At 65.3% G+C, this 12,722-nt stretch carries 8 protein-coding genes and 1 riboswitch; of the genes, 4 read left to right on the top strand and 4 right to left on the bottom strand.

Annotated features, from left to right (window positions below):
• Positions 1–9: 9 nt before the first annotated feature.
• On the bottom strand, positions 10–855 hold the full coding sequence (locus tag DNX69_RS12605; protein WP_110786347.1) for a chorismate mutase: 846 nt from the start codon (positions 853–855) through the stop codon (positions 10–12).
• Between the two features lie 186 nt (positions 856–1,041).
• A riboswitch (SAM riboswitch) is annotated at positions 1,042–1,121 on the top strand.
• A gap of 103 nt (positions 1,122–1,224) precedes the next feature.
• Between DNX69_RS12605 and metX the strand changes: the two genes are divergently transcribed.
• From metX to DNX69_RS12590, 3 genes are all read left to right on the top strand, one after another.
• Entirely contained in the window at positions 1,225–2,427 is a 1,203-nt protein-coding gene (gene metX, locus DNX69_RS12600) for a homoserine O-acetyltransferase MetX (RefSeq protein ID WP_110786346.1), read from the top strand.
• Positions 2,428–2,429: 2 nt separating this feature from the next.
• Positions 2,430–3,125, top strand: a complete 696-nt coding sequence (gene metW, locus DNX69_RS12595; RefSeq protein ID WP_110786345.1) for a methionine biosynthesis protein MetW — start codon at positions 2,430–2,432, stop codon at positions 3,123–3,125.
• A gap of 220 nt (positions 3,126–3,345) precedes the next feature.
• The gene (locus tag DNX69_RS12590; protein ID WP_110786344.1) at positions 3,346–4,101 is read left to right on the top strand and encodes a TIGR02594 family protein; all 756 of its coding nucleotides are present in this window, start codon (positions 3,346–3,348) and stop codon (positions 4,099–4,101) included.
• A 101-nt stretch (positions 4,102–4,202) separates the two neighbouring features.
• On the opposite strand, the gene DNX69_RS12585 is transcribed toward DNX69_RS12590, so the two are convergent.
• A complete protein-coding gene (locus DNX69_RS12585) occupies positions 4,203–4,988 on the bottom strand; it encodes an MOSC domain-containing protein (protein ID WP_110787595.1) in 786 nt (261 codons plus the stop codon).
• A gap of 230 nt (positions 4,989–5,218) precedes the next feature.
• On the opposite strand from DNX69_RS12585, the gene clpB reads away from it, so the two are divergent.
• The gene (gene clpB / locus DNX69_RS12580) at positions 5,219–7,858 is read left to right on the top strand and encodes an ATP-dependent chaperone ClpB (protein ID WP_110786343.1); all 2,640 of its coding nucleotides are present in this window, start codon (positions 5,219–5,221) and stop codon (positions 7,856–7,858) included.
• A gap of 278 nt (positions 7,859–8,136) precedes the next feature.
• On the opposite strand, the gene DNX69_RS12575 is transcribed toward clpB, so the two are convergent.
• Both DNX69_RS12575 and DNX69_RS12570 read right to left on the bottom strand, forming a co-directional pair.
• A complete protein-coding gene (locus DNX69_RS12575) occupies positions 8,137–9,765 on the bottom strand; it encodes an SMP-30/gluconolactonase/LRE family protein (RefSeq protein ID WP_110786342.1) in 1,629 nt (542 codons plus the stop codon).
• Positions 9,766–9,914: 149 nt separating this feature from the next.
• Positions 9,915–11,957 carry a M23 family metallopeptidase gene (locus DNX69_RS12570; protein WP_234826960.1) on the bottom strand — a complete coding sequence of 681 codons (2,043 nt, stop codon included), beginning with the start codon at positions 11,955–11,957 and terminating at the stop codon, positions 9,915–9,917.
• Positions 11,958–12,722: the final 765 nt, after the last annotated feature.

The following is a 12,722-nucleotide window of genomic DNA, read 5'->3' as shown; positions in this document are numbered from 1 at the left end:
GGCCGGTAATTACGCGGACTTGCCGCTCGGGGGCACCGTATAGCGCCTTGCGTGGCTGCCGACGAGGGCCGACGAACGGAGGGAGGCCCCCGCTGCGATCAGGGCTGCCTTGATCTGATCGAGGCCGCCGGGCGCCGGGATCGACACCAGCAGGGCGGCGCCGTCAAAAGCGGTATCCGGCACCGCCACGACATCGGCCAGCGGCGACAGCGCCCGGGCGGTGTCGGCGTTCCAGCCCGACACCCGGATGCTCCAGGTCTCGACCTCGGTGACCATGGCGCTGTCGGCGACCCGCGACACCACGAACACCGGCAGTGCGGCCGGGTGGTCGGCGCGCTCGATGAACGGAAGCCGGGCGATGATCTTGGGCGCGCCGTCGGCTTCCAGCGCCAGCCACCACGGCGTGTTGCCGGAGGTCGCCGACACCAGCGCCAGATCGCCCTTGGATTTCGCGACCGCTTCGACCGCGGCCGAGGCGGAGAAGTGCGCCACGTAGGGCACGGTGAAACCGAAATGGAAGCGGGCGGAATCCCGCATCGCCGACTCGCCGAGCGACTGGTCGGCGTGCACCGCAAACGGCGCCTGCACATAGGTAAAAGTGGCGATGATGACCCGCCAAATGCTCTCGACGGTGTCGAGCGGCAGGATGCCGTGGTGGCGCTGCACCAGGCGCCGCATCATGTCGGCTTCGCGCGCCGGGCGGAACGCCGAGCCGACCTCCTGGGTCTGCTTCACCGCGATCAGCCGGTCGATGATGTCGCCGCGCTGCATCAACAGCTGATGCACCTGCTCGTCGATGCTGTCGATCTCCTGGCGCAGGTCGGCGAGCGAAGGCGGCGAGGGCGGCTTGGTCATTGCTTTTAGAACCTTCAGGCGAAACGCGATGCGACCTTCTGCTTAGGAAACCAGACGATTGAACGCAAAGGAATTTACCCTCGGCACAGGCGCGGCCTTGAGGTTCACCCTCCCCCTCCAGGGGAGGGTGAAGGGAGCCGTCTCCGAGCAAAATATTGACGGCCCGGCCCTTTATGACTAGAGTCCGCGCGATCCCGTGGTCATTTGAGCCGGCCGGCTTGCAGCCACGTTAAACAACTCGCTAAACAGGCCGGGGACAGTTCCGATCCCGGCCGAACCGATGTTCAGGCCGGGTTTTTTATTTGCCCTGCCGTTCATATCTGAGGTCGAACCGGGGCGTCCCGGGATGTCGAGGCCGTTGGCAGGCGTATGATGAATATCCATTCGGTGAAGGGGCAGAAGATCGCCGCCGGCGAGCGGACCCAGGAAGTCGATCACCCGCATTCGCTGGTCGCCCAGTTCGGTGCCGACCAGCCGCTGCCGCTGGATTGCGGCATCGCGCTCAGCCCGTTCCAGATCGCCTACCAGACCTACGGCACGCTGAACGCCGACAAGAGCAATGCCATCCTCGTCTGCCACGCCCTGACGATGGATCAGCACATTGCCAATGCGCATCCGATCACCGGCAAGCCCGGCGGCTGGCTGACCCTGGTCGGCCCCGGCAAGCCGATCGATACCGACCGCTATTTCGTAATCTGCTCGAACGTGCTCGGCGGCTGCATGGGCTCGACCGGCCCCGCCTCCACCAACCCCGCCACCGGCAAGCCCTGGGGACTCGATTTCCCGGTCATCACCATTCCCGACATGGTGCGCGCCCAGGCGATGCTGATCGACCGGCTCGGCATCGACAAATTGTTCTGCGTGGTCGGCGGCTCGATGGGCGGCATGCAGGTGCTGCAATGGTCGGTGGCGTTTCCTGAGCGGGTGTTCTCGGCGCTGGCGATCGCCTGCGCGACCCGGCACTCGGCGCAGAACATTGCCTTCCACGAACTCGGTCGCCAGGCGGTGATGGCCGATCCGGATTGGCAGCACGGCCGCTACTTCGAGCACGGCTGCTTCCCGCATCGCGGCCTCGCGGTGGCACGGATGGCCGCGCACATCACCTATCTGTCGGACGCGGCGCTGCATCGTAAGTTCGGCCGCAAGATGCAGGACCGCGAACTGCCGACGTTCTCGTTCGACGCCGATTTCCAGGTCGAGAGTTACCTTCGCTATCAGGGCTCGTCGTTCGTCGAGCGGTTCGACGCCAACTCCTATCTGTATCTGACCCGCGCGATGGACTACTTCGATATCGCGGCCGATCACGACGGCGTGCTGGCGACCGCGTTCCGCGGCACGCAGACGCGGTTCTGCGTAGTGTCGTTCACCTCCGACTGGCTGTTTCCGACCTCGGAATCCCGCGCCATCGTGCACGCGCTCAACGCCGGCGGCGCACGGGTGTCGTTCGCCGAGATCGTCACCGACAAGGGCCACGACGCGTTCCTGCTCGACGAGCCGGAGTTCATCGACATCGCTCGCGCCTTCCTGCATTCGGCCGGTGCCGCCCGCGGCCTCGGTACGGCGGAGCGCTGATCATGTCGGTGCAGGAAGGCTTGCCGCTGGAAGCTCACGCGCGCCCGCAACTGCGCGTGCATCGCGCCGACCATCTCTTGGTCGCCGATATGGTCGAGACCGGCTCGAAGGTGCTCGACGTCGGCTGTGGTGAAGGCGATCTGATGCAACTGCTGGAATCCCGCGGCGTCGATTGCCGCGGGATCGAGCTGTCGCGCGAAGGCGTCAACCGCTGCGTCGCGCGCGGGCTCGCGGTGGTGCAGGGCGACGCGGATACCGACCTCGATCACTACGTTGACGATGCGTTCGACTACGTGATCCTGTCGCAGACGCTGCAGGCGACACGGCAGCCGAAAGAGGTACTGGAAAATCTGCTGCGGATCGGGCGGCGCGCGATCGTGTCGTTTCCGAACTTCGGCTACATCAACATGCGGCTGCAGCTGCTGATCCACGGCCAGATGCCGCGGACCGACAATTTGCCGGCGACCTGGTACGACACGCCGAACATCCACTTCTGCACCATCAAGGACTTCGTCGGGCTGTGCGACGAGATCGGTGTCAAGATGGAACGCGCGGTGGCGCTCGACCGTTACGGCCGGCCTTTGCGGCTCAACGCGCCGTGGTGGTTCTGGAACATGTTCGGCGAGCAGGGCGTGTTTCTGCTCAGCCGTGCGCAGAAGAAAACGCCGCTGCAGGCTGCCGATTACGTCGCGCCATAAGTCGTATTAACAAGTAGTTAATGCGTGCGGCGATGAGTTCGTCGCACGCGATACGTGCAGAAATGTTGCGTATCATGAAATTTCCTCGAAATTTCCCCTAAAATCTGACTCTCGCTTTCTCAAAGCCATCCTCTCGCCATCCCCGATCGATTAACGCGTCGACCCCGATGTCGGCCCGTGCGGGTCGGCGCGTTCGAGGAGTTCCGGAGAGAGAGTCTGTATGGTTGTGTTTTCTGCGTTTGGATTGTTCCGCTTCGTCGCTGCCGCGCTGTCGCTCGTGGCACTCGCGGTGATCGCCGCTCCCGCATCGGCCAAGCCGCTGCATCGTCATCACGCTCACCACGCGTCCAAATATTCGCACCACGCCGCGTCTCGTCACGCGCACCATCATCGCCGCTCGCACGCTTGGCGCCGTCACGGCCGCATCGCGCAGCAGCAGGCGGAGGTCGCGCCGTCGGCTTTCGGTTTCTCCGGCCACGATCCTGCGATGAACGTCTCGGCCGCGATGGCGCAGCCGCAGTTTCAGCCCATCGCGCAGAAGCGCCACGGTCGTCGTCATCGCGTCGCGGCGCGGCAGCAGATGCAGAACGCGCAGTGGCAATCGTGGAACGGCGGCGGTGCGGGTTCGAGCCTGGTCGCCGAAGCACGTAGCTTCATCGGCCGCGGCAATCCGACCGGTCGGCGCGCGCTGTGGTGTGCGCGGTTCATGAACATGGTGTTGCAGCGGACCGGCCATCAGGGCACCGGTTCGGACATGGCGAGCTCGTTCGCGCGCTATGGCCAGCGCATTTCCGGTCCGCAGGTCGGCGCCATCGCGGTGATGTCGCGGGGCAGGCGCGGCGGCCATGTCGGTGTCGTCAGCGGCATCGATCCGAACGGCAACCCGATCGTGGTGTCGGGCAATCACGGCCACCGCGTCGCCGAGTCGGTGTATTCCAAGAGCCGGATCTACGCCTATGTGATGCCGTCGAGCTGATACGCTTGATCCGTCATTGCGAGCGAAGCGAAGCAATCCAGCTCCGAGCAATAAGCTGGATTGCTTCGTCGGCTTCGCCTCCTCGCAATGACGCGGTGGACTTACAGCAACGCCGCCTGCTCGACCTGCACCGCATCGCCTTGCGCGATGTCGCCGGCTTCGATCACTTCGGCATAGACCCCGCAATCGGCGTGGCCGAGGTTTTGCTGCAGCGTCTCGGGGATCGCCATGTCGCGGGCGGCGGTCTGCGGATCGACGTTGGTGGCGGCGCAGCGGACGATGCGTTTGACGACTTTGAGCCGGGTGCTGCCGATCAGCAGCGTCTGGTCCATCAGGTCGAATTCGTGCCAGGCCGGCCAGCCCGAAATATAGAGGTTGCCGCGGAAGCGCAGCGGATCGACCGGTCGGCCGATCATGGTTTCGAGCGCGGCGACGCTTGCGAGGTTGATGATCGACACCACCTTGCGGGCGACGTCAGAGAAGCTGTGGCCTTGGCCGGCCAGCAGCTTCGGCGGCCCGCGCAGGTCGTCGGCGCAATAGCCGGCGAAGAACTGCTCGATCGCGGCCCGGCCGGTTTCGGTCCGAAGGTCGCCGCGGGCCACTTCGTGGCTGCCGCGCGAGATGCTGAGCTCCCCGGTCGCGGCGTCGTAGCGGCTGCGCAAGGCGGCCAGCCGCTCGTTGCGCATCAGCATCAAGAACCGGATCTTGGGGAAGTACCGTGGATTGGCCGGATCGAACCCAATCGGCCCGTTCTCGATCGCGAACGATCGGTCGCCGGGCAAGGTCTGGCCGATGTCCAGGGCGACGGTCGGCAGTGGCTCGGGCGACAAGCCTTTGACCGGGTAGCGATAGATCGAGGCGACGGAGGCGGGGGCGAGGTCTGTCATCATGGCGGGTATTTAGGGGATCGCGGCCGGCTCGGCAGCCCACGAAAATGTGAGCCGAGGCCTTCCGTTTCCCGGAACTGATGCCCACATTTGCGTCAAGCCGATGCGTTCCGCACGGTGACGACCGCCGCCGGCTGAGGAAATGTCAGTGCGGCCGGCGGAACCCCAATGAAGATGCCGTCGCGCGTGCTTCTTGAAGGCGCCGAGGGCAGGCTGAGGGACCGAAACCAATGAACGTTGAAAAATATACAGAACGTGTGCGCGGCTTCATCCAGTCGGCGCAATCGCTGGCGATGCGAGAGGGCCATCAGCAGTTCTCGCCGCTGCACATTCTCAAAGTGCTGCTCGACGATTCCGAAGGGCTCGCGGGCGGTCTGATCGACCGTGCCGGCGGCAATTCGCGCGCGATCCTGAAGGCGACCGAAGACGCCCTGAACAAGATGCCGAAGGTGTCCGGCTCGGGTGCCGGCCAGGTCTATCTCGATCCGGCCACCGCGCGGGCGTTCGACGCTGCCGAGAAGGCCGCCGAGAAGGCGGGCGACAGCTTCGTCACCGTGGAACGGCTGCTGCTGGCGCTGTCGCTGGACAAGGACAGCGAGGCCGGCAAGCTGCTCACCAAGGGCGGCGTCACCCCCCAAAATCTCAATGCCGCCATCAACGCCCTGCGCAAGGGCCGCACCGCCGATTCGGCGACGGCCGAGAACGCCTATGACGCGCTGAAGAAATACGCCCGCGACCTGACCCAGGCGGCGCGCGACGGCAAGCTCGACCCGGTGATCGGCCGCGACGAGGAAATCCGCCGCACCATTCAGGTTCTGTCGCGGCGCACCAAGAACAACCCCGTGCTGATCGGTGAACCCGGCGTCGGCAAGACCGCGATCGTCGAAGGCCTGGCGCTGCGCATCCTCAACGGCGACGTGCCGGAGAGCCTGAAGGACAAGAAGCTGCTGGCGCTCGACATGGGCGCGCTGATCGCCGGCGCGAAGTATCGCGGCGAGTTCGAGGAGCGGCTGAAGGCCGTGCTCAACGAGGTCACCGCGGCCGAGGGCGGCATCATCCTGTTCATCGACGAAATGCACACCCTGGTCGGCGCCGGCAAAGCCGACGGCGCGATGGATGCGTCGAACCTGCTCAAGCCGGCGCTCGCCCGCGGCGAGCTGCACTGTATCGGCGCGACCACGCTCGACGAGTATCGCAAGCACGTCGAGAAGGACGCAGCTTTGGCGCGGCGCTTCCAGCCGGTGTTCGTCAACGAGCCGACGGTCGAGGACACCATCTCGATCCTGCGCGGCCTGAAGGACAAATACGAGCAGCACCACGGTGTGCGCATCGCCGACTCGGCGATCGTCGCCTCGGCGACGCTGTCGAACCGCTACATCACCGACCGCTTCCTCCCCGACAAGGCGATCGACCTGATGGACGAGGCCGCGGCGCGGCTGAAGATGCAGGTCGACTCCAAGCCGGAAGAGCTGGATTCGATGGACCGCGAGATCGTGCGGCTGAAGATCGAGCAGGAAGCGCTCAAGAAGGAGACCGACGTCGGCTCCAAGACGCGGCTGGTGGCGCTGGAGAAGGAGCTCGCCGAGCTCGAGGAGAAGTCGGCGGTGCTCACTCAGCGCTGGAGCGCGGAGAAGAACAAGCTCTCCAATGCCCAGAAGCTGAAGAGCGAACTCGACGGCCTGCGGATCGAACTGGCCAACGCGCAGCGTCGCGGCGAGTATCAGCGCGCCGGCGAATTGGCCTATGGCCGGATTCCCGAGCTGGAAAAGAAGCTCGCGGACATCGAAGCCCACGAGAACGCCGGCGAGATGGTGGAGGAGGCGGTCACCGCCGATCACATCGCTCAGGTGGTGTCGCGTTGGACCGGCGTGCCGGTCGACAAGATGCTCGAGGGCGAGAAGGAAAAGCTGCTGCGGATGGAAGAGCAACTCGGCCAGCGCGTGGTCGGGCAGTTCGAAGCCGTGCACGCGGTCTCGACCGCAGTCCGCCGCGCCCGCGCCGGCCTGCAGGACCCGAACCGGCCGATGGGCTCGTTCATGTTCTTAGGGCCGACCGGCGTCGGCAAGACCGAGCTGACGAAAGCGCTCGCCGAATATCTGTTCGACGACGAGACCGCGATGGTCCGCATCGACATGTCGGAATTCATGGAGAAGCACTCCGTGGCCCGGCTGATCGGCGCACCTCCCGGCTATGTCGGCTACGACGAAGGCGGCGTGCTGACCGAGGCGGTGCGGCGCCGGCCGTATCAGGTGATCCTGTTCGACGAGATCGAGAAGGCGCATCCGGATGTGTTCAACGTGTTGCTGCAGGTGCTCGATGACGGCCGCCTGACCGACGGTCAGGGCCGCACCGTGGACTTCCGCAACACGCTGATCGTGATGACGTCGAATCTCGGCTCGGAGTATCTGGTCAACCAGCCCGAGGGCGAGGACACGTCGGCGGTCAGGGAGCAGGTGATGGGAATGGTGCGGGCGCACTTCCGCCCCGAATTCCTCAACCGCGTCGACGAGATCATCCTGTTCCATCGTTTGCAGAAGAGCGAGATGGGCCGGATCGTCGACATCCAGTTCGCGCGGCTCACCAAGCTGCTCGAGGACCGCAAGATCGTGCTCGACCTCGACGCCTCGGCCCGCGATTGGCTCGCCGAAAAGGGTTGGGATCCGGCTTACGGTGCCCGTCCCTTGAAGCGGGTGATCCAGCGCAGCGTCCAGGACCCGCTCGCCGAGATGATCCTGGAAGGCTCGGTCAAGGACGGCGATCACGTCGCGATCTCGACCGAAGGCGGCGTGCTGACCTTCAACGGCGCCCCGCCGCACGGCGCGGACATCGAGCCGTTCACGGGACGGCCGCCGAAGCGGATGTTGAACTGACATCCGGTGTCCCGGACGCGCTGCGGCATGCTCATGCCGTAGCGCGAATCGCGCTCGCTGCCACACAAGCCCCGGTCATCGCCCGCGCAAGCGGGCGATCCAGTATTCCAGAGCGTCGATGTTGCGGAACTGCGGCCCAAGATACGAGCAGTCCAAAGTAATGGATCGCCCGGTCGGAGCCGGGCCATGACGGCAGAGAGCTTTGAGCCGCTGCGCACCGCCGCAAGGCAGTGCGCAGCGCAGCGTCGAGGGCAGGTGATTGAGGCGGAGAGTCGCAGCTACTTCTTCTCGATCTTGTAGATCGCGTTCTCGATGTCCGACGACACGTAGATCGTGCCGCCGTCGCCGACACCGACGCCGGTCGGCATGTTGGTCGGCGGCAGGCCGGGAGCGGGGACGAGGCCGATCGGCAGATTGCCGGCCAGCTCGGTGACGCTGCCACTGGCCGGATCGACTTCGACCACGCGCTTGGCGCCGACTTCGGCGACGATCAATTTGCCGGACGGCGCCAGAGCGATGCCTTCGGGCATCTTCAGGTCCTTGGCGACGACGGTCTTGGTGCCGGTCTTGGGATCGATCTTGCTGATCTGGCCGGCGAAGGCTTCGGTCACATACACCGCGTTGTCGTTGCCGAGCACGAGCCCGACCGGGCCGGCCAGATCGGTGGCGATCGCCTTGCGGTCCTTGCCGTGCTCGCCCGAGACTTCGACCAGCGACTTTGTGCCGAGTTCGGCGACCAGCAGCTTGCCGTCGCCGAGCCTGATCGCATCGTAGGGCGCCTTGAAGCCGTGCAGCATGTCGCGACTCTTGCCGGTCTTGCGGTCGATCGTCTGCACCGTGCCGGTGAACCAGCTCGACAGGATCACCTCGTCGCCCTTGGCGGTGGCGCTCATCGGATATTCCAGCGTGGTGCCGTCGGCGTGCATCCGTGCCACTTCGCGCACCTCGCCGCTGCCGCCGTCGACGGCGCGATAGGCGAACACGTCGGCCACATAGATGGTGTCCTTGCCGCCGTCGGAAACGACGCCGATGCCGCCGGGGAACGCAAGCTTGCCGATGATCACCTGCTTGGTCGTACCGGTCGCCGGGTCGACTTCCTGGATGCCATTGTCGGCCATGTTGGAGACGAAGATGCGGTCGCTCGCATCGATCGCGAGATTGTCGAGTGACGGTTTCAGCTGCGCCGCGACCTGCTTGGCACCGGTCTTCGGATCGATCTTGACGAGCTGTCCGAGTGCGGTGTCGAGCGCCCACAGATTGTCCTTGGAGTCGAAATTCGCCGCCGCCGGAATCTTGAAGCCGTCGGCGACGACGCTGAGTTCGCCCTTGTCGACATCGACCTTGACGATCTGTCCCTTGAACCACAGCGGGCCGTACAGTCTGTCGTCGGGGCCGAATTCGAAGCCGTTCAGCCCGCCCATCTTCTCCATGATCTTGCGCGGCGGCTTGGCGCCCTCGACGTCGATCTCGTACAGCGCATCGCCGAGAAACACCTGGGTCGCATACAGCCGTCCGTCCTTGCGGAAGGCGAGGGAGTTGATGCCGGGCAGGCCGGAGGCGAGCTTCCTGATCGGGCCGTCGCCCTTGCGCGCATAGAGATCGCCGGTGAGGAATGCGGTCCACGCTATCGTGCCGTCCGGCGCGATCGCGATGTCGTCGGCCATCCCTTCCGGCGTCGGCACCGCGATCTTGGCGGTGCCTGCGGCGCGGTCGACCTCGTACAGCGCCGCGCCGGCGACGCTGCCGGCGAACAGCTTGCCTGCCTTGTCGACAGCGAGGCCGTGGACGCCGTGAAACGCCGAGCCCTGGACCAGTTTGGTGACCTGATAATTGTCAGCGTGTGCACCGGACAGCATCAGCAGGCCGATCGTCAACGCACTCGCGCCGAGCGCAAGTCTACCCTTCATGGCATTCCCTCCGAGATATTCTCGTTGTTATGGCGAGAGTATTCGGTGAGGGGCCGCTATTGGCAAACGGAATCGAAGCCGCGGTGCAGCAGATTCTCTGCTGCAGAATGTCGCGCAGCGATCGAAGAGGGGGCGGATCAGCTTAGTGTTCAGCGCCGCGCCTGCGCGCTCGACGAGGTGCGGACCGGCGCCGATGACGTCAGGTCTTCGGCGAGGCGTCCACCGCCGCGCCCAGCCATCATCGCATCGAGCCGATCGCGCTCCTTCTCGAACGAGGCGAGAAGCGGACCTTCGAGCGAGCGCCCGCGCGGCAGACGCACGCGCATCGGATCGACGAAGCGGCCGTTGACCAGGATTTCGTAATGGACGTGGGCGCCGGTCGACAGGCCGGTCGAGCCGATGAAGCCGATTACCTGGCCCTGGCGGACGCGCTTGCCGGGCTCCATGCCCTTGGCGAACGCCGACATATGGCCGTAGGCGGTCTCGTAACCGTTGGCGTGCTTGATGCGGATGTACTTGCCGTAGCCGCCTTCCCATCCGGCGGTCTCGATCACGCCGTTGCCGGACGCGAAGATCGGCGTGCCGTAGGAGGCCGCCCAGTCGACGCCGGTGTGCATCTTGACGTAGCCGAGGATCGGATGGCGGCGGGCGCCGAAGCCGGAGCGCATGATCGCCTGATTGACCGGCTTGCGCACCAGGAACTTCTTCGCGCTCTTGCCGGTCTCGTCGTAGAAATCGACGACCGAGTCGTCGGGCGTCTGGAAGCGATAGTATTTCTTGGTCTCGCCGCCGACGGTGAGGGAGGCGAACAGCACGTCGTTCTTTTCGACCGCGGCGGTGGTCTCGTCGTCGCCAGCGTAGAACACTTCGAACGAATCGCCGGCCTGAACCCTGCGCTGGAAGTCGACGTCGTAGGAGTAAATCCGGATCATGTCGTCGATCACGTTCTGCGGCACCTTGTTGCGGAGCGCAGTCTCGTAGATCGATTGATACAGCCGGACGCCGCTGCCGTCGTCCTCGTCGTCGTCGGTGTTGTCGGCGGTGTCGCTGACGGTGTTGAGGCTCTGGACGTCGACCGCGACGTAACGGCCGAGATCGGACAGCGCCGCCACCGCTTCGACCGTCGAGTCGCCCGCGACGATCACCCGGAACGGCTGCGGCGGTTTGCCGGGGCCGGGCGGCTCCATCAGGATCCGCAGTTTCTGGCCTTCCTTGAGGCCGCCGTCGCGGCCGCGGGCGCCGAGCGCGGCGGCGACCGCGCGGGCATCCTCTTCGGTCGCGCCCTGGTCGCGTAGCACCGAGACGACGGTGTCGCCCTTCTTGACGATATGGGTGCGCTCGCCGGTCGGGTTGCCGCCGGTCACCTGCTCCTTGGTCTTCGGCAGCAGGGTGACGTTCTCAGGAACGATCCGCGTCTCGAAGCCGGCATAAGGATCGGCCGAGGGACCTTCGGGCGCGTAGGCCAGCTTCATGTCGCCGCCGAAATCGCCGGCCGCGGCGCTGGCATAGCGCACGCCGCTGTTGCCCTTCCAGTTCGCAGCGTCGCGCACCCGCATCAGGATTTCATCGGGGGGAATCTGACCGACGATCTTGGCGCGCGGCAGCACGGTGCCGAGGTCGCGGGTGACGAACGAGACTTCGGCGTCGGGTTCGACCGCGTCGGGATTCTGCGCATCGTCACTCGGCGCCGCGGCGCCGACGTCGCTCAGCATCCGCTGGGCGTTGAAGGGGGGAATCTTGGCCGACAGGTCGCTGGTGGTCAGTGACAGATTGCCGGAGATCCGAATGAAGGGACGCACCCGGACCACGTCGCGGTGCCCGACCCGTGACACCGTCGAGACGCGAATCACGCTGCGAGCCAGGGCGGCTTCGCTCGGCGGCGGCAGTCGGTCGCTCTTGTGCAGGGCGGTGTTCTTGTCGGTCCCGAACGCGCCGCGTAGCGCGGCTTGCACCAGCTCGGGCGCCTTGGCGAAGGTGGTCTCGCCATCGAGCGAGGCGAACACCGCGCCGCCGATCAGCGCCGCGCCGCACAGCCCGGTGAGAATCGTACCGCTGAACCACTGCACCGACACGCGACGGCGATCGATGACAGCGGCCTCGGAGCCGTCGACGGAAAGCGGCGGCTCGTGACCGAGATCGATATAGCCGACCTCACGCCCGGTGCTGCGCCCGCGTGACACCCTTTGGCTCAATCCGTCGTCCCCCGATTTCGCAATCGGCCGCAGTCGCAGCCGGTCGGCTAGTCTGAACGATCAGGCCGTCGGCCGATCAAACCTCTCCGCGCCGCGTCGCGGACCGGAGCCTTCTACCCGATTGCCGCCGCGTTGTCCGCCACGGAAGGCGTACGCTATCGGCCGCAATTCTCGCGACGCAGGCCGCGCGAGGCCAAATTGCTGGCCGTCGCCGATGGCGTCAATCGAAACCGGCCAATTTGGCCGTCTCAATGCTCAAGCTGAACCGAAACCGACATGATCGGGAGCAATGCGCTCGTCCGCGGACCGCGGCGGGGCGAATTGTTTTCTCGATCTGGTTGGGGAGAACGCCTCCGGAATGTGGCCTGAGTACGGCGTCCGGGCCGAGAAAGCCTTGGGAAAACTGGAGAAAATGAAATTCTTCAACTGCGCGACATTTTTCTGACGAAGCCGTTGACAGCTCCGCGGGGGGCGGCCTATAACACGGCCACTGAGCGCGGCGCCGCTGAGCCCCACGGGCTCCAGCGAGCTTTCGCGCCTCTGGAACTTCATCGAACTCGATGAGTGCAACAGCAGCCGATAGTCGTCGGTTGCTATTCGCTGTCGGTTCGGAAATTCCAAACTCCTATTAAGTGTAGGAGTTGAAGTCTTCAGGGTCCTTGTGGCTTTCGGCTTCGTTGAGGTCTTCGGATCTCGGGCTGTTTGACAAGTGAAGAAGAAGAAAGAGAAACGTGGACGGCGAAGTCCTTGCGGGTCTTGGTTTTG

The sequence above is a fragment of the Rhodopseudomonas palustris genome (assembly GCF_003226555.1).
GTDB classification, from domain to species: domain Bacteria; phylum Pseudomonadota; class Alphaproteobacteria; order Rhizobiales; family Xanthobacteraceae; genus Rhodopseudomonas; species Rhodopseudomonas palustris_I.
This window is presented reverse-complemented; position numbering and strand designations above follow the sequence as displayed.